The organism is Pseudomonas sp. H3_D04 (assembly GCF_054669175.1).
In genome coordinates, this window is sequence record NZ_CP162801.1 from 5,702,279 (window position 1) to 5,717,738 (window position 15,460).

Annotated in this window: 21 protein-coding genes; 13 read left to right on the forward strand and 8 right to left on the reverse strand. The window is 58.1% G+C overall.

Annotated features, from left to right (window positions below; all coding sequences use genetic code 11):
• Positions 1-171: 171 nt before the first annotated feature.
• The 7 genes from AB4N91_RS26155 (at position 172) to AB4N91_RS26185 (ending at position 5,863) form a co-directional block, all read left to right on the forward strand.
• Entirely contained in the window at positions 172-1,665 is a 1,494-nt protein-coding gene (locus AB4N91_RS26155) for an acetyl-CoA hydrolase/transferase family protein (protein WP_460111894.1), read from the forward strand.
• Positions 1,666-2,047: 382 nt separating this feature from the next.
• Positions 2,048-2,200: a DUF1127 domain-containing protein gene (locus AB4N91_RS26160; protein WP_370694728.1), complete on the forward strand. Its 153-nt coding sequence runs from the start codon at positions 2,048-2,050 to the stop codon at positions 2,198-2,200.
• Positions 2,201-2,460: 260 nt separating this feature from the next.
• Positions 2,461-2,670 (forward strand): DUF1127 domain-containing protein, encoded by a 210-nt coding sequence (locus AB4N91_RS26165; protein ID WP_010465731.1) that lies wholly within the window; start codon positions 2,461-2,463, stop codon positions 2,668-2,670.
• Positions 2,671-2,814: 144 nt separating this feature from the next.
• Entirely contained in the window at positions 2,815-3,132 is a 318-nt protein-coding gene (locus AB4N91_RS26170) for a DUF2388 domain-containing protein (RefSeq protein WP_010465729.1), read from the forward strand.
• A 106-nt stretch (positions 3,133-3,238) separates the two neighbouring features.
• Complete coding sequence (locus AB4N91_RS26175) at positions 3,239-3,556, forward strand: DUF2388 domain-containing protein (RefSeq protein WP_010465727.1); 318 nt, start codon at positions 3,239-3,241, stop codon at positions 3,554-3,556.
• Positions 3,557-3,584: 28 nt separating this feature from the next.
• Positions 3,585-3,905, forward strand: coding sequence for a DUF2388 domain-containing protein (locus AB4N91_RS26180; protein ID WP_010465724.1), 321 nt, complete (start codon positions 3,585-3,587; stop codon positions 3,903-3,905).
• On the forward strand, positions 3,902-5,863 hold the full coding sequence (locus AB4N91_RS26185; RefSeq protein WP_154913642.1) for a DUF7844 domain-containing protein: 1,962 nt from the start codon (positions 3,902-3,904) through the stop codon (positions 5,861-5,863). Before AB4N91_RS26180 ends, AB4N91_RS26185 begins: the two co-directional genes overlap by 4 nt.
• A 54-nt stretch (positions 5,864-5,917) precedes the next feature.
• Here the strand turns inward: AB4N91_RS26185 and AB4N91_RS26190 are convergent, their stop codons facing one another.
• From AB4N91_RS26190 to trpB, 3 genes are all read right to left on the reverse strand, one after another.
• Positions 5,918-6,373, reverse strand: a complete 456-nt coding sequence (locus AB4N91_RS26190; RefSeq protein WP_077748816.1) for an anti-virulence regulator CigR family protein — start codon at positions 6,371-6,373, stop codon at positions 5,918-5,920.
• A gap of 121 nt (positions 6,374-6,494) precedes the next feature.
• Positions 6,495-7,307 carry a tryptophan synthase subunit alpha gene (trpA, locus tag AB4N91_RS26195; protein WP_010465718.1) on the reverse strand — a complete coding sequence of 271 codons (813 nt, stop codon included), beginning with the start codon at positions 7,305-7,307 and terminating at the stop codon, positions 6,495-6,497.
• Positions 7,307-8,527 carry a tryptophan synthase subunit beta gene (gene trpB, locus AB4N91_RS26200; protein ID WP_010465716.1) on the reverse strand — a complete coding sequence of 407 codons (1,221 nt, stop codon included), beginning with the start codon at positions 8,525-8,527 and terminating at the stop codon, positions 7,307-7,309. The genes trpA and trpB overlap by 1 nt, the downstream gene beginning before the upstream one ends.
• 112 nt (positions 8,528-8,639) lie before the next feature.
• On the opposite strand from trpB, the gene AB4N91_RS26205 reads away from it, so the two are divergent.
• Positions 8,640-9,557, forward strand: coding sequence for a LysR family transcriptional regulator (locus tag AB4N91_RS26205; RefSeq protein WP_010465714.1), 918 nt, complete (start codon positions 8,640-8,642; stop codon positions 9,555-9,557).
• Here AB4N91_RS26205 and AB4N91_RS26210 read toward each other — a convergent pair.
• Positions 9,530-9,856, reverse strand: coding sequence for an ElaB/YgaM/YqjD family protein (locus tag AB4N91_RS26210; protein WP_010465712.1), 327 nt, complete (start codon positions 9,854-9,856; stop codon positions 9,530-9,532). The genes AB4N91_RS26205 and AB4N91_RS26210 overlap by 28 nt on opposite strands.
• Positions 9,857-10,012: 156 nt before the next feature.
• Between AB4N91_RS26210 and AB4N91_RS26215 the strand changes: the two genes are divergently transcribed.
• Positions 10,013-10,228, forward strand: a complete 216-nt coding sequence (locus tag AB4N91_RS26215) for a dodecin (protein WP_010465710.1) — start codon at positions 10,013-10,015, stop codon at positions 10,226-10,228.
• A 123-nt stretch (positions 10,229-10,351) separates the two neighbouring features.
• The gene (locus tag AB4N91_RS26220; protein ID WP_010465708.1) at positions 10,352-10,576 is read left to right on the forward strand and encodes a DUF1161 domain-containing protein; all 225 of its coding nucleotides are present in this window, start codon (positions 10,352-10,354) and stop codon (positions 10,574-10,576) included.
• A 64-nt stretch (positions 10,577-10,640) separates the two neighbouring features.
• Here the strand turns inward: AB4N91_RS26220 and AB4N91_RS26225 are convergent, their stop codons facing one another.
• Positions 10,641-11,642 (reverse strand): LLM class flavin-dependent oxidoreductase, encoded by a 1,002-nt coding sequence (locus AB4N91_RS26225; protein ID WP_010465706.1) that lies wholly within the window; start codon positions 11,640-11,642, stop codon positions 10,641-10,643.
• Between the two features lie 242 nt (positions 11,643-11,884).
• Between AB4N91_RS26225 and AB4N91_RS26230 the strand changes: the two genes are divergently transcribed.
• Entirely contained in the window at positions 11,885-12,316 is a 432-nt protein-coding gene (locus AB4N91_RS26230) for an OsmC family protein (protein WP_008152515.1), read from the forward strand.
• Positions 12,317-12,509: 193 nt separating this feature from the next.
• A complete protein-coding gene (locus tag AB4N91_RS26235; RefSeq protein WP_010465702.1) occupies positions 12,510-12,743 on the forward strand; it encodes a DUF1161 domain-containing protein in 234 nt (77 codons plus the stop codon).
• Positions 12,744-12,749: 6 nt separating this feature from the next.
• Here the strand turns inward: AB4N91_RS26235 and AB4N91_RS26240 are convergent, their stop codons facing one another.
• Entirely contained in the window at positions 12,750-13,172 is a 423-nt protein-coding gene (locus AB4N91_RS26240; protein WP_145306378.1) for a PA0061/PA0062 family lipoprotein, read from the reverse strand.
• A 40-nt stretch (positions 13,173-13,212) separates the two neighbouring features.
• The gene (locus tag AB4N91_RS26245) at positions 13,213-13,635 is read right to left on the reverse strand and encodes a PA0061/PA0062 family lipoprotein (RefSeq protein ID WP_077748817.1); all 423 of its coding nucleotides are present in this window, start codon (positions 13,633-13,635) and stop codon (positions 13,213-13,215) included.
• 60 nt (positions 13,636-13,695) lie between these two features.
• Here AB4N91_RS26245 and AB4N91_RS26250 point away from each other — a divergent pair, with 60 nt between their 5' ends.
• Positions 13,696-14,772, forward strand: a complete 1,077-nt coding sequence (locus AB4N91_RS26250) for an aminopeptidase (RefSeq protein WP_154913644.1) — start codon at positions 13,696-13,698, stop codon at positions 14,770-14,772.
• Between the two features lie 102 nt (positions 14,773-14,874).
• Here AB4N91_RS26250 and AB4N91_RS26255 read toward each other — a convergent pair whose 3' ends face one another.
• Entirely contained in the window at positions 14,875-15,333 is a 459-nt protein-coding gene (locus tag AB4N91_RS26255) for an REP-associated tyrosine transposase (protein WP_077748819.1), read from the reverse strand.
• Between the last annotated feature and the right edge of the window lie 127 nt (positions 15,334-15,460).

Genomic DNA, 15,460 nt, shown 5'->3' on the forward strand with positions numbered 1-15,460 from the left:
CAACGCAATACCCAAAACCTCAGCCTTTAGTAGGCTGGGGTTTTTTTATTCCCCGTGAAACCCGACCAAAGGCTCTAAATCAGGCCTCTGCATTCGACCATGGTAGCGGGACGGATTTTTTTCAAATCACTAGACTGCACACCTTGCTTCCGTTGCCCGAGATAACCATCCATGTACCGTGATCGTATTCGCTTGCCTTCGTTGTTGGAAAAGGTGATGAGCGCCGCTGACGCTGCCGCTCTGATTCAGGACGGCATGACCGTCGGCATGAGTGGTTTCACTCGCTCTGGCGAAGCCAAAGCCGTCCCCCACGCATTGGCCGAGCGCGCCAAAATCACCCCGCTGAAAATCACGTTGATGACCGGCGCCAGTCTGGGCAATGACCTCGATAAACAGCTCACCGAAGCCGGCGTACTGTCGCGACGCATGCCATTCCAGGTTGATAGCACTTTGCGCAAGGCGATTAACGCCGGCGAAGTGATGTTCATTGACCAGCATCTCTCGGAAACTGTGGAGCAATTGCGCAACCAGCAACTCACGCTGCCGGACATCGCCGTGATTGAGGCCGTGGCGATCACCGAGCAGGGCCATATCGTGCCGACCACCTCGGTTGGCAACTCGGCCAGCTTCGCGATTTTCGCCAAACAGGTGATCGTCGAGATCAACCTCGCGCACAACCCGAATCTCGAAGGTCTACACGACATCTATATCCCGACCTATCGCCCGACTCGTACACCGATTCCGCTGGTAAAGGTTGACGATCGCATTGGCAGCACCGCCATCCCCATCCCGCCGGAAAAGATTGTCGCGATCGTGATCACCAACCAGTCCGACTCGCCCTCCACTGTCCTGCCGCCGGACGTCGACACCCAAGCCATTGCCGATCACCTGATCGACTTCTTCAAGCAAGAAGTGGCTGCCGGGCGCATGACCAACAAACTCGGCCCATTGCAGGCCGGTATCGGCACCATCGCCAACTCGGTAATGTGCGGCCTGATCGACTCGCCATTCGAGGACCTGACCATGTATTCCGAGGTGCTGCAGGACTCGACCTTCGACCTGATCGACGCCGGCAAGCTGAGTTTTGCGTCAGGCAGTTCGATCACCCTGTCGAGCCGGCGCAACGCCGACGTCTTTGGCAACCTCGAGCGCTATAAGGACAAACTGGTCCTACGGCCACAGGAAATCTCGAACCACCCGGAAGTCGTGCGGCGCCTGGGCATCATCGGCATCAACACCGCTCTGGAGTTCGACCTGTACGGCAACGTCAACTCTACCCATGTCTGCGGCACACGCATGATGAATGGCATCGGCGGCTCCGGGGACTTTGCGCGCAACGCGCACCTGGCAATCTTCGTGACCAAATCCATCGCCAAGGGTGGCGCGATCTCCAGCGTGGTGCCGATGGTCAGCCACGTCGACCATACCGAGCATGACGTCGACATCCTGGTGACGGAGATTGGCCTGGCCGACCTACGTGGCCTGGCACCACGGGAGCGAGCACGGGTGATCATCGACAACTGTGTGCACCCGGACTATCGCCAGGCGCTGGATGACTACTTTACGTCGGCCTGCGCATTGGGCGGGCACACCCCGCATATCCTGCGCGATGCCCTGCGCTGGCACATCAACCTGGAAGAAACCGGACGAATGCTGGCGGTCTGATTCAGCAAAAAAACAGCTGACGCAAACACAGTTGCGTCAGCTGGCTTTGGCCACACTAGATTTTGTTTAAAACTGTACTGCTGTACTGGTCATTTCCTACCGTATTTGCCTACCCATTCAAGCGAAAACATCAAAATCGCACCAATATAGTGCCGACAGGTACAGTTGCCTCAATTTCGACCAGTACACCCCCTATTAACAGTTAACTGGTCCCTCACAATACAGGTGAACTGTATCTACAGAGACTAGCCAAACGAGAGGATCATTGGCATCAGTTAAACCACTACCTAATCCCGCCACAAGCGGAAGGATGTCAACCATGGAACGTACACTCAGTTCCGAACTGTTCTTCGAAGATACCGCTGCAAAAACCCAGGCTTCCATGCCTCTTCGCGTTATTGCCAACCTGATGCTGTGGCAGCGCCGCATCTCCAGCCGCCATCAACTGGCTCGTCTGGATTCGCGTCTGCTGGCTGATGCCGGGATTAGCGAAGCACAACGCTACGAAGAGCTGAGCAAGCCGTTCTGGCGCTAAGTTAGCGTCGCTGGCTCTGACCCACCGGGTCCACCGCCAGCACTCCAAATTGAAAAAACAAAGCCCGTCGTGGGAAACCACGACGGGCTTTGTCGTTTTCGGCCCTAGTCGGCGGCCGTACAAAAGGGTTAGCCGACAATGAGTACAGTTTTAATATTTATCATATTGCACCAGTACAATTTTACGACAGTGTATCTGTAGGCCCAGTGTCGCTGCGCTCAACATGAAGTCCTGACTCTCCGGCAAAAGGACTTCGCGCCATGGATAACTTACTGAATGTTTCTGCCCCCGCACTTCTAAAGAAGCCTCGACTCCACAGACTTAAACGATTGCTGCAGTCGCTCGCCGCCGCCCTTGAGAGAGCCAGAACCCGGCGTTTGCTGGGCCAGCTCAATGATCAGCAACTCTCGGACCTAGGCATCAGCCACGCGGATCGGATTAATGAATTGGATAAACCGTTCTGGCGCTAGGCCGCTGCTTTAACAGAAGGGACTGTTCGAACCGATAAAAGCAGGCCTAATATCAAGCCAGAACGTGGCGAGCGCTGTTCGACAGGCGTCTGACTCAACAGCTACCTCAACACCTCTCAATCGGTTATCCAAAGGAGTTACACCATGTCCCGTCTTCGTCTGCTCAGCGCTGCAGCCCTGCTTGCCGTGGCTGCCAATTCCCACGCGACCAGCTTTATCGTGACCACGGATGCCGTCGTAGGCGCACTTAAGTCCAGTTCCGATGCAACCTCCGATGTCACTTCCTCCTTTCGCGATGACAAGATCGTGCGCGCTGCCCGTGACGACGCCGCCAGCTTCGTCGCCAGCGAAGGCGCCATTCGTGGCGTGAAACTGGAAAGCGCACTTGACCACATCCGCCACCAGGCTCCTCAGCTAAACGCCACTGATGCACAGCTGGCACAGGCCATCCTGACGATCTAAGCAACGCTGTCACATGGGACACGCCTGTCGTGTCCCAATGTTTCGGCACTGGCTCTAGCCCGGGGATTGCGCTAGCCTTTGGACTCGCTTTCGACAAACGAGTCTCATGCGTCTTCTTTCAAAGCAGCTTTTCATTTCAGTATTTCTCGCGGCCTGCTGGTCGGCCCCGACCTATGCCTTCGACGCGTTCAACTTGTCGACCCAAGGCATCGTCGTCACGGGTTACGCCACCAGCATGGTGACCGCCGCCCCCTTCGACCGTAAGCTGCTGATCGCCGCACACGATGACGCTGCGGCGTTCATTGCCAGTGACGGCCAACTACGCGGAGCGCAACTGGAATCCGCGTTGATTTACTTGCGCCGCAGCCAGCCAAAACTTCATGCAAGCGACCTTGAACTGGCGCAGGCAATTCTCGTCCAATAGTTATCCTTTGTCCTTGCGGAGTCGTTCCATGCGTAGCCCTCTGATTGCTGTTGCCCTTGGCCTGCTTTTATTGGCCGATGTGACCCAGGCGCACACCTTGGTTGCCACCAGCAACATCCTCATCAATGCCACCCAACGCACACTTGATTTCACTTCCGATACCACGACGTCCATTCGCGACTCGAAAATTATTCGCGAAGCCCACGATGATGCCGCGAGTTTCGTCGCCAGCGATGGGGATATTCGTGGTGCGCATCTGGAGGCCGCCTTCAGTACATTGCGCACCCGTGTGCCGGAAGCCCGGGACGCCAGTGATCAGGTGCTCGCCGAAGCCATCCTCGCACTGTGAGGTCGCCAAACGCCTGGCTGCTGGCCGGGCTGATGTTGCTGCTGTGCAACACGGCCCAGGCTGGCTTGCAATTACGACTCAAGACCGAGGGTCTGAGCGCCGAACAACAGCAAGCCAGTCAGGCGTTGCTCGATGAAGCCATGCAGGCCTTGCCGCCACGTTTTATCGAAAAACTGGACCGGCGCATTGATGTTGGCTGGACCGACGACATGCCGAGCAATGCCTATGGCCAGGCTTCGCTGGTGTCCGAACTCGACCTGAACCGCAACCTGCTCGCCAGCCTCACGGACGGCAGCGCTGCCACCAAAAAAACCTATCGCCCCCACGTCACCGTCCGCCGCGAAATGCTCGCAACGGTGTTGCATGAACTCACCCATATTTACGACCGTTCGCGCCTGTGGCCGGACGCGGAACGTACGCTGATCCAGCGCTGTACCCGGCGCAACAACAGTTCCGGCCTGATCGGCATCCCGGATGAATGCCGTGGTCAATCCGACCGCCGCTTTACCCTGAGCGATGATCCGCGCTTGCTCGACCTGGCCGGTTGGCCGCAATACGTCGGTCGCCGTGGCGAGCGCGAGCAGCACAACCGGCAGATCGCCCGCAGCCCGGACATCTACGAAACGAGCAGTCCCAAAGAGTTTGTCGCGGTCAACATGGAGTATTTCCTCCTCGACCCGAGCTATGCCTGCCGTCGCCCCGCGCTGTATCGCTACTACAAAGAACATTTCGGCTGGGCTCCCGCCGCCAAGGACCCGTGCAGCAAATCCTTTGCCTTCCTCAATGCCGGCAACGACTTTGCTAAACAACCGCTGGGCCAAGTCGATCCGGAACGGGTGTACGCCGTCGACTATCTGCTGGCCGAAGCCAACCAGAACTGGGTCAGTCGCTGGGGGCACAGCATGTTGCGCCTGGTGATCTGCGCGCCGGGTCGGCCTCGCGGGCCAGATTGCCGACTGGATCTCGACCAGCACCTGGTCTTGTCCTACCGCGCCTTCGTCGGCGACGTGCAGCTCTCGAGCTGGGATGGGCTGGTGGGTAAATACCCCTCGCGCCTGTTTGTACTGCCGTTGGCCCAAGTGATCGACGAATACACCAAGACTGAACTGCGCAGCCTGGCCTCGGTACCGCTGAACTTGTCGCGCAACGAAATTGAAGACGTGGTGGAACACGCCGCCGAGATGCATTGGAGTTACGACGGCAACTATTATTTCCTCTCCAACAACTGCGCGGTGGAAGGCTTGAAGTTGCTGCGCAGCGGCAGCAACAACGCGAAACTGGTCGGGCTCGACAGCATCATGCCCAACGGCTTGCTGGAAGTGATGAAGGGCCGCGGACTGGCGAATACCAGCGTGCTGGATGACCCACGCGAAGCGTTGCGCCTGGGTTACCGCTTCGACTCCTTCCGTGATCGTTACCAAGCGATGTTCGAAGTGCTGAAAAAGCACTTGCCGATCAAGCAGGAAAAAGTCGAAGACTGGCTGGCATTAAAAGCTGACGAGCGCCGGCAATGGTTTGAGCAGGCTGACTTGCGCACCAGCGCGGCATTGCTGTTGCTGGAGCAGGCAAGCTTCCGTCAACAACTGGTGCTGGCCCAGGATGAAGTGAAGCAGCGTTATCTGGGCGCACGGGAATTGAAGAACGGCGGTATGGACAAGGCAAACGCGACCTTGCAGCAAATTCTCGCTAATAGCGGCTTCCTCAGTCGTCCCGCAGAGCTGCTCGGCACCGGCGGTTACGGATTGCCTCAACCGAATGAATGGCAGCGCCTGGAATCGGAAAGCAACCTGCGGCAGAAGCAGCTTCAACTGCTGACCGGCGATCTGGACAAGGAAGTCAGAGCGCTGCTCGAACCAGGCCGGGCAGCGGAGATGGCCGCCAATGAAGCCAACCTGAAACTGGTTGGCGAACATTTGCGCAAATTGCATAAAGCAGCAGGCGGGCTGGAGTTGCCATAAGCAAGAAGGCGTCGTGGATGATCCATGACGCCTTCTTTTTGCCTGCACGTTAAATCAAAGCACCCCTTCCAGAATTTCATAGACGATCCCGGTGCCCACGGCGATCAGCACAATGTCGCCCCCTGCACGGCGCCATTCGTAGCCCGGGTAATGCGGCAGCCGCCCCAAGGCACGATTATCCAGACGCTCACCGTAATAGCCGTGAGGCAATGGTCGACCACGCACCAGATGAACACCTGGAGGAGGGGGTGCCCCGCGTACAAAATAGCCGTGGTTATCGTGAATAGTCTGGCGCACCGGGCCGAAGTCCCGTGGCGGAGGGCCGCCGCGATGATTGTCCTGCGGGCCACGGTGGTCATCGCCATGGTTGTCACCACGGTTATCGTAATGGCCCTGCGGCGGGCCGCCGCGGTCGTGATCGTCGCGCTGATCGGCGCTCGCATGCAGCAGCGGCGTGGCACTGAGCATCAGCACGCCCAGGCCGGCAATCAGACGTTTCGGCATTTTCATCAGGTCTTTCCTCACTGCACACACAGCAAAAAGGGCTTCAGAACGTAGTCCTGAAGCCCTCGGTCTTGCTGTTTAGTCTGTGCCGCGAGGCTCTAATTCCTCTGTATCAGGAACTTTACCTTCAGCTGACGCGGGCCTTACGCACGCCTTCAGCCAACGCCGAGCAAAGGCTCAGCACGCCATCAACCGCCTGCGCCGGCGTTGAGGCATTGGCGATGTGGTCGATCAATGCCGACCCTACCACCACACCATCGGCCAGACGCGCGATGGACGCCGCTTGCTCCGGTGTGCGAATGCCGAAACCGATACTGATCGGCAGGTCGGTGTGGCGACGCAGACGAGCAACCGCTTCTTCAACGTGTTCCAGCGTCGCCGCGCCCGCCCCGGTCACACCGGCAACCGACACGTAGTAGACGAAGCCAGAGCTGCCGTTCAGAACGGTCGGCAGGCGCACATCGTCGGTTGTCGGCGTGGTCAGGCGGATGAAATCCAGTCCGGCGGCCTGCGCCGGCTCGCACAGCTCACCGTTATGCTCCGGCGGCAGGTCGACCACGATCAAACCATCAACACCGGCCTCCTTGGCGTCGGCGATGAAGCGCGGCACGCCGTACATGTGGATCGGGTTGAAATACCCCATCAGCACCAGCGGCGTCTCGGTATTGCCTTCACGGAACTCGCGAACCATTTGCAGGGTTTTCGCCAGGTTCTGCTTGGCGCCAAGGGCGCGGATGTTGGCCAACTGGATGGCCGGGCCATCGGCCATTGGATCGGTGAAAGGCATGCCCAACTCGATCACATCGGCACCCGCACCGGGCAAGCCTTTGAGGATCGCCAGGGACGTGTCATAGCTCGGGTCGCCAGCGGTGACGAAGGTCACCAGGGCGGCGCGATTCTGTTCCTTGAGTTCGGCAAAGCGAGTTTGCAGGCGGCTCATCAGTGTTTCTCCTGCTTCGATTGTTCCATGTGGTGCATCACGGTTTGCATGTCTTTGTCGCCACGACCGGACAGGTTGACCACCATCAGGTGATCTTTGGGCAGGGTCGGTGCGCGCTTGAACACTTCGGCCAAGGCGTGGGCGCTTTCCAGTGCAGGAATAATCCCTTCCAGGCGGCAGCATTTGTGAAACGCATCGAGGGCTTCGTCGTCGGTCACCGAGGTGTACTGAACGCGGCCGATGTCATGCAACCAAGCGTGTTCCGGGCCGATGCCTGGATAGTCGAGGCCGGCCGAGATCGAGTGGGCGTCGATGATCTGGCCATCGTCGTCCTGCAACAGGAAAGTACGGTTGCCGTGCAGCACACCCGGAACACCGCCGTTCAGGCTGGCGGCATGCTTACCGGTTTCAATGCCGTAACCGGCGGCTTCCACGCCAATGATTTCGACGCTTTTGTCATCGAGGAACGGGTGAAACAGGCCCATGGCGTTGGAACCGCCACCGATGCACGCCACCAGGCTGTCCGGCAGACGACCTTCCTGGGCTTGCAGTTGAGTACGGGTTTCTTTGCCGATAACAGACTGGAAGTCGCGAACCATCGCTGGATAAGGGTGCGGGCCGGCCACGGTGCCGATGAGGTAGAAGGTGCTGTCGACATTGGTCACCCAGTCACGCAACGCTTCGTTCATCGCGTCTTTCAGGGTGCCAGTCCCGGCGACCACCGGGATCACTTCGGCGCCCAGCAGCTTCATGCGGAACACGTTGGCCTGCTGACGTTCGATGTCGGTGGTGCCCATGTAGATCACGCAATCCAGGCCGAAACGTGCAGCCACGGTCGCCGTCGCCACGCCGTGCATGCCGGCGCCGGTCTCGGCAATGATGCGTTTCTTGCCCATGCGCCGCGCCAGCAGGATCTGGCCGATGCAGTTGTTGATCTTGTGCGCGCCGGTGTGGTTCAGCTCTTCGCGTTTCAGATAAATCTTTGCGCCGCCGCAGAATTCGGTCAGGCGTTCGGCGTAGTACAGCGGGCTTGGACGTCCGACGTAGTCCCGTTGGAAGTAGGCCAATTCTTCTTTGAATGCTGGATCTTCCTTGGCCAATTCGTATTCACGGGCCAGGTCGAGCACCAACGGCATCAAGGTTTCAGCGACGTAACGGCCGCCGAACGAGCCAAACAGGCCGTTGGCGTCGGGGCCGTTGCGCAGATTTGTCTGGGTCATGGTTCGCTCCAGTGGGATTCGTGAGATGACAATGACGGTCACTCTACCCCTGACGTCCCAGCCTGAAAACCGATAAGATCGCCACAACCTGTCAGGAAAACTCACAGATCCCATGAGCCACGACCTTCCCCCGCTCAACGCCCTTCGCGCCTTTGAAGCCACGGCACGGCTGAACAGCGTCAGTCAGGCTGCCGAACAGCTGCACGTCACTCATGGCGCGGTCAGCCGACAACTCAAGGTGCTCGAAGAACACCTTGGTGTGAGCCTGTTCATCAAGGATGGACGCGGCCTGAAACTCACAGATGCCGGCGTGCGTTTGCGCGATGCCAGCGGTGAGGCCTTTGAACGTCTACGCACGGTTTGCGCAGAGCTGACCCAAAGCACCGCTGACGCTCCATTTGTTTTGGGTTGCTCGGGCAGTTTGTTGGCGCGCTGGTTTATTCCACGCCTGGGACGACTGAATGCGGACTTGCCCGACCTGCGCCTGCACCTGTCGGCCGGGGAAGGCGATCTCGATCCGCGACGGCCGGGGCTCGATGCCCTGCTGGTGTTTGCCGAGCCGCCATGGCCGGCGGACATGCAAGTCTATGAGTTGGCCAGCGAACGAATCGGCCCGGTGATGAGCCCGCGTTTCGCGGGTTATGAAAGGCTGCAAGCTGCGCAGGCCACAGCGTTATTGAACGAACCCTTGCTGCACACCACCTCGCGCCCACAGGCTTGGCCGAGCTGGGCACAGCAAAGTGGCCTCGACGCCAAGGCGTTGAAGTACGGTCAAAGTTTCGAGCATTTGTATTATTTGCTGGAAGCAGCCGTAGCGGGGCTGGGGGTGGCGATTGCGCCTGAGCCGCTGGTGGCTGAGGACTTGAAGGCCGGTCGCCTGGTTGCGCCCTGGGGATTCAGTGAAACCCCGGCGCAACTGGCCTTGTGGCTACCCAAGCGCGCCGCGGACGGGCGCGCTCGACAGTTGGCGCAGTGGCTCAAGGCCGAGCTGCACCAAACCGATCAGTCGCCGCGCTTGAACAGCAGATAAGCCGCAAGCAGACCCAGTGCGCCGACAGCGACGCCCGCAGTAGTCCAAGGGTGTTCCTGGGCGTAGTCCCGAGTGGCAATCCCGGTTTCGCGGGTTTTGACTTTGACTTCTTCATACGCATCGCTGAGCAGATGGCGCGAATGTTTCAGCGCGTTCTCGGCGTTGCCTTTCAGCGCTTTGAGGGTTTTACGCGACTCGTCCGAGGCGTCGTCTTTCAGATTTTCCAAAGATTTCAGCAGACTCTCGATCTCGGCTTCCATGCTTTGCAATGAGGCTTTACGTAAAGAGGTGTTGGCCATGGTGGCTCTCCTTCATTGATGATGAGTAGCGTGTGTTGGTTGGGACTTCAACGGTTCGAGAAAGTGCAGTAAATCTGAACTTCTGCATGGCATTAGCCGACAGAAGTAATACGAAAAATCACTGCTAGGCTGTATTTCACACCCAAGGAGAACGCCATGACTGACCATCACACCTACAAGAAAGTCGAATTGGTTGGCTCGTCCACCAGCAGCATTGAGGACGCCATCAATAACGCGCTGGCCGAAGCCAATAAGAGCATCAAGCACCTGGAATGGTTTGAAGTGACCGAAACCCGCGGGCACATCAAGGATGGCAAGGCCGCTCACTTTCAGGTGACGCTCAAAGTCGGGTTCCGGATTGCCAGCAGCTGAGTTTGAGCTAGTCTCCTGAACTTGCGCGCTGGCCGAATGCCATAGGGAAATGGCAAAGCGCTACATGAGTGCCTCCGGCTGATGGCTGGATGCTCCCTTTGATCCGACCAGGGAATGCGACAGATGAAGTATTTTATTTTAGCGGTAGGTTTGTTGAGCCTTGCAGGAACAGCCTTTGCTGACGGCAAATCGTGCGAAGAGCTGAAAGCCGAAATCGCAGCAAAACTGGATGTCAAGGGCGTTGCCGGCTATTCACTGGAAATCGTCGATAAAGGCGCTGAGGCCGGCGGAACAGTCGTCGGTACCTGTGAAAAGGGCACCAAGGCAATCGTCTACAAGAAAGACTGATGTCCCTTACAAATCAAAAAGCCGACGCAATGCGTCGGCTTTTTTGTGTGGCGGCGTCGGCGCCTCAGCCCTTCATGACCTGCGCCAGCAGCTCATAGGAATGCACCCGATCCGCATGTTCGTAAAGGTCGCAGGTGAAAATCAGCTCGTCCGCCTGAGTCTGCTCGATCAGCACTTCAAGCTTGGCGCGGATCTTCTGCGGGCTGCCCACCATCGCCAGACCGAGGAAATCGCCGACGGCTTCTTTCTCATGGGGCAGCCACAGGCCATCCATGGTTTTCACCGGCGGACGCTGCACCAGGCTTTGGCCACGCATCAACGCCAGGATGCGCTGATAGACCGATGTCGCCAGGTAATCCGCCTGCTCGTCCGTGTCAGCGGCGACCAGCGGCACACCGAGCATCACATACGGCTTATCCAGCACCGCCGAAGGCTTGAAGTGATTACGGTAGACGCGAATCGCCTCGTGCATGAAGCGCGGTGCGAAATGCGAGGCGAAGGCGTAGGGCAAACCGCGCTCACCGGCCAATTGTGCACTGAACAGGCTGGAGCCCAGCAACCAGACAGGGACATTGGTGCCGGTGCCCGGCATGGCGATGATTCGCTGGTCAGGCGTGCGTGGGCCGAGATATCGCATCAGCTCCGTAACATCTTCCGGAAACTCGTCGGCGCTGCCGGAACGTTCGCGACGCAGGGCGCGTGCAGTCATTTGATCGGAACCGGGGGCGCGCCCCAAACCCAGATCGATCCGACCTGGATACAGGCTTTCGAGTGTGCCGAATTGCTCCGCGATCACCAGCGGCGCGTGGTTGGGCAGCATCACGCCGCCGGAGCCGACACGAATGGTCGACGTGCCACCGGCCAGGTAGCCGAGCAATACCGAGGTGGCCGAACTGGCGATGCCGTCCATGTTGTGGTGTTCGGCGACCCAGAAGCGGGTATAGCCTAATTTTTCGACATGCTGCGCCAGGTCCAGGGAATTACGCAGCGACTGGGCCGCGCTGCCGTTCTCGCGTACGGGCACCAGATCAAGGGTCGAAAACTTGATATCGGACAGTCGTTTCATAAGCCTGCTTCTCCAATGGTGGGCGCAGGTTTTTCTTGCGAACGAAAACCTGCCGAATCTATAAGCGTGCTTCATGCAATGAGGGCATATACCCGAGATTCAATAGCCAGGCCAAAAAATCCTACGAAAGCAGTAGGACTTTATGAGATGAGGTGAACTTTGCACAACCGTCTACCCTCAGAACCCTAGCAACCGAAAACCACGAAGGTGCGACGCTCGCACCGGATCTTGAGGAGGCAGACATGGCTATTACGAAGAAAGCATCGGCTCATTGGGAAGGCGATCTGAAAACCGGCATCGGCTCGATCTCTACTGAAACCGGTGTACTCAGAGAAGCGCCCTACGGCTTCAAGGCTCGTTTCGAAGGCGGCAAAGGCACCAATCCGGAAGAGCTGATCGGCGCGGCGCATGCGGGATGTTTCTCGATGGCGTTTTCGATGATCCTGGGTGATGCCGGGCTCAAGGCTGACAGCATCGATACCAATGCTGAAGTGACCCTGGATCAAGTCGACGGTGGTTTTGCGATCACTGCGGTGAAATTGATCCTCAAGGCGAAAATCCCCGGGGCGACTCAGGCGCAGTTCGAGGAGCTGAGCAACAAGGCCAAAGAAGGCTGCCCGGTGTCCAAAGTGCTGAATGCGAAAATCAGCCTGGATGCGACGTTGGTCAGCTGATGATCAGGCGCTGAATGTACTGACGCCTTCGCGACCCGACCCGCTCGCGAAGGCGAACTTGTAAACAACACAATTCCAACGATAAAGCTGCGCTTTGTGAGCGGTGTCAGAACTCGCTTTGCAAAACTGTGGTCGAATAAATGACAGCCGCTCAAGCGCAAAAACTGCGCGCGGCCTCAAGGGAGCTTCAACCATGAAACGTTTTGCCTTGGCGATTATCGGTTGCACGCTGGCCACTTCGGCCCTGGCGGCACCGAAATCCTGTGAAGAACTCAAGGCCGAGATCGAGGCCAAGATCCAGGCCAATAACGTCTCGTCCTACACCCTGGAAATCGTCACCAATGACGAAGTCCACGATCAGAACATGGTCGTCGGCAGCTGCGAAAACGGCACAAAGAAAATCATCTACCAGAAAAACGACCGCTGATTCACCTCACGGGACGCAATAGGTCTGCCGATCTTCAGCGACGATCTCCCGCTTTGCATTGAACAATCGGGCGCTTGGGGTGAAGGCGATCGAACGGCCTTCCAGCACATAACGCTGGCCGGCTTCGAAATGATCGTAGTTGACGGTCAGGTAGCACAGCCGTTCCGTGGGGGTGTTCATCATGTTCATGCCCCCACCACCGGGCACCTCAAAGTCGAACCTGACGACCAGCTCATGGCTGCCGGGCGTCACCTGGAAAAAACGCCCGTCACGCAATCGCTGTTTGTCCAGTCGCTCTGCCATCAGCAACCTGTCGTTGGGGAATGGCGTCGAGAAGTCGATCCAGGCCATCTGCGGATTTACCGCCGGTAACGGACTCTGGCAGCCGGCAACCACGCCTGCCGCGAGCAACAGCATCAATCTGCGCATGATGAATGTCCCAAAGGATGGTCATTCAGCATAGCGCCGATCAGCTGCTTTGGCAGCCAGCCGGCGTGCCTTGGCCAATCACTTTTCGTTGCTGGTCATAGAGCTTTGCCCATGGCCGGAAGCCGATATTCCCCGCTTGCAGCTGATATCGCTCACCGGCATTGAAGTCGTTGAATTTCACGTTTAACTGGCAGTCACGCCACAGCGGCTCGGCGTCGGGGCCTATGTTGGTGGGCTGGACCGCAAACTGGTAGCGCACCGTCAGCTCATGACGGCCCGGATGCACCTCGAAATATCGCTTGTCGGTAGAGGCTTTGTCATCGACTTCCAGCGCTTGCAGGGCGGTGTCTTCTTGCTGTGAGTCCAGTTCGATCCATGCTTGCGACGGATCATGGTGAGGTAAACCGAAACCAGCACAGCCGGTCAGCATCAACAAGCCTCCCGTCAGCATCAATTTGCGCATAGCGGAGCTCCAGTCAGGCGGGATAGTCTTGCGGGCAGACTTTCCAGGGATGATTTTATTTTGATCAGGCCGCTTCCAAGCCTTGGGTTACTTGATCGCGTTTTGCGGATTTTGTTTCCGGGTATGTTGCTTTTATTCCTCAGCGGCTGCGCCAGCGTCAGCTATTACAGCCAGTTGGCCAGCGGTCAGCTGCAATTGCTGCGGGCCAGGGAGCCGGTGGCCCAGGTGCTTGCCGATCCGTCTCGCGATCCGATGCTGCGTGCGCACCTGACCCAATCGCAAAAGGCCCGGACATTCGCCAGCCAACAGCTGCATCTGCCGGATAACCAGAGCTACCGTCTGTACGCCGACATTGGCCGGCCGTTCGTGGTCTGGAACGTCTTTGCCACGCCGGAATTTTCCCTGACAGCACAAAACCATTGCTTCCCTATCGCCGGTTGCGTCGCCTACCGCGGTTACTACAGCCAGAGTGCTGCCCGCGGCGAAGCGGCCTTGCAACGCCTGAAAGGTATGGACGTGTCCATTGGCGGCGTCGAGGCCTATTCGACGCTCGGCTGGTTCAACGATCCGATTCTCAGTTCAATGATGGGTTGGGGCGACGAGCGGCTGGCAACGCTGATCTTTCACGAGCTCGCGCACCAGCGCTTTTATGTGAAGGACGACACCGAGTTCAACGAGTCCTTCGCCACCTTCGTCGAGCAGGAAGGCACCCGGCAATGGCGGGCATCACGCGGTCTGGCAGCGGACAATGGCGCGCAGGCGCAGCATCGAGACCAATTTATTCAATTGGTTCTGGATACGCGCACGCGGCTTGAAAATCTCTACGCCCTGCCACTGCCCGCCGACCAGATGCGCCAACGCAAAGCGGCGGAATTCGAACGTCTGCGCCATGACTATCGACAGCTGCGCGATAGCCAATGGGCCGGGGATAAACGCTATGACGCGTGGATCAACGCGCCAATGAACAACGCCCGGTTGTTACCGTTTGGGTTGTATGACCAATGGGTGCCGGCGTTTGCGGCGCTGTACAGGCAGGAGGGTGGGGACTGGCTGAAGTTTTATGCCGCCGTCGAGCAGCTTGGTGCGTTGCCAGTGGTTGAGCGCAAGGTAGCGCTGAAGGCATTGACGGGGTCATAAAATCTGGTGGCTGGGCGGGCCTCTTCTCGGGCAAGCCTCGCTCCTACGGGGTCTATGTTGCTTTTGTAGGAGCGAGGCTTGCCCGCGAAGGCGTTTTCAACCTCACAACCAGATCGCGTCCCATAGCGGATAATCCCCTACCCTCTCGACCAAGCCAGCTCGCAACGGATTGGCGACGATGTAGCGAGCAACTGCCTGTAGATCTTCTTCCTTACGAATGGCGCGATCGTGATAACCATGTTGCCAAACCGGACCTTGGCGTCCTGCCGAGCGATTAAGCGTTACTGCGATGCGTGATTTGGTTCGAGCCATCAAACTGGGTAACTGAATATTCTGTAACTCGATCAGCCAATGGAAATGATCGGGCATGACGACCCAGGCCAGTGACGTCGCAAACCCTTCCTGCTCAGCAGTTTTCAGGGCATCGACTACCAGTCGCCCACTCTTGAAGTCATGGAATAACGGTTGCCGGTTCAAAACGACGGCTGTCAGGAGGTAAATCTGTCCGGGCTCCGAATATCGGCCGGTGCGCAATCGATGAGCATGTTTTAGCTCTGTCATTAATGATCCTCCTTGATCGTGACCTCAGACTTTGAGCCTAGGACGATTAGAAGGGACTTGGGTGGTAACTGTTGCACAGGATGTATCTGGGCGGGCCTCTTCGCGGGCAAGCCTCGCTCCTACGGGG

Coding starts and splice junctions, on each gene's coding strand:
- AB4N91_RS26190 (WP_077748816.1), bottom strand. CDS start 6,373: ATGAAAATGCCGAAACGTCTGATTGCCGGCCTGGGCGTGCTGATGCTC.
- AB4N91_RS26230 (WP_008152515.1), top strand. CDS start 11,885: ATGGCTATTACGAAGAAAGCATCGGCTCATTGGGAAGGCGATCTGAAA.
- AB4N91_RS26175 (WP_010465727.1), top strand. CDS start 3,239: ATGCGTCTTCTTTCAAAGCAGCTTTTCATTTCAGTATTTCTCGCGGCC.
- trpA (WP_010465718.1), bottom strand. CDS start 7,307: ATGAGCCGCCTGCAAACTCGCTTTGCCGAACTCAAGGAACAGAATCGC.
- AB4N91_RS26210 (WP_010465712.1), bottom strand. CDS start 9,856: ATGGCCAACACCTCTTTACGTAAAGCCTCATTGCAAAGCATGGAAGCC.
- AB4N91_RS26170 (WP_010465729.1), top strand. CDS start 2,815: ATGTCCCGTCTTCGTCTGCTCAGCGCTGCAGCCCTGCTTGCCGTGGCT.
- trpB (WP_010465716.1), bottom strand. CDS start 8,527: ATGACCCAGACAAATCTGCGCAACGGCCCCGACGCCAACGGCCTGTTT.
- AB4N91_RS26235 (WP_010465702.1), top strand. CDS start 12,510: ATGAAACGTTTTGCCTTGGCGATTATCGGTTGCACGCTGGCCACTTCG.
- AB4N91_RS26255 (WP_077748819.1), bottom strand. CDS start 15,333: ATGACAGAGCTAAAACATGCTCATCGATTGCGCACCGGCCGATATTCG.
- AB4N91_RS26225 (WP_010465706.1), bottom strand. CDS start 11,642: ATGAAACGACTGTCCGATATCAAGTTTTCGACCCTTGATCTGGTGCCC.
- AB4N91_RS26180 (WP_010465724.1), top strand. CDS start 3,585: ATGCGTAGCCCTCTGATTGCTGTTGCCCTTGGCCTGCTTTTATTGGCC.
- AB4N91_RS26215 (WP_010465710.1), top strand. CDS start 10,013: ATGACTGACCATCACACCTACAAGAAAGTCGAATTGGTTGGCTCGTCC.
- AB4N91_RS26240 (WP_145306378.1), bottom strand. CDS start 13,172: ATGCGCAGATTGATGCTGTTGCTCGCGGCAGGCGTGGTTGCCGGCTGC.
- AB4N91_RS26165 (WP_010465731.1), top strand. CDS start 2,461: ATGGATAACTTACTGAATGTTTCTGCCCCCGCACTTCTAAAGAAGCCT.
- AB4N91_RS26245 (WP_077748817.1), bottom strand. CDS start 13,635: ATGCGCAAATTGATGCTGACGGGAGGCTTGTTGATGCTGACCGGCTGT.
- AB4N91_RS26155 (WP_460111894.1), top strand. CDS start 172: ATGTACCGTGATCGTATTCGCTTGCCTTCGTTGTTGGAAAAGGTGATG.
- AB4N91_RS26220 (WP_010465708.1), top strand. CDS start 10,352: ATGAAGTATTTTATTTTAGCGGTAGGTTTGTTGAGCCTTGCAGGAACA.
- AB4N91_RS26160 (WP_370694728.1), top strand. CDS start 2,048: ATGCCTCTTCGCGTTATTGCCAACCTGATGCTGTGGCAGCGCCGCATC.
- AB4N91_RS26205 (WP_010465714.1), top strand. CDS start 8,640: ATGAGCCACGACCTTCCCCCGCTCAACGCCCTTCGCGCCTTTGAAGCC.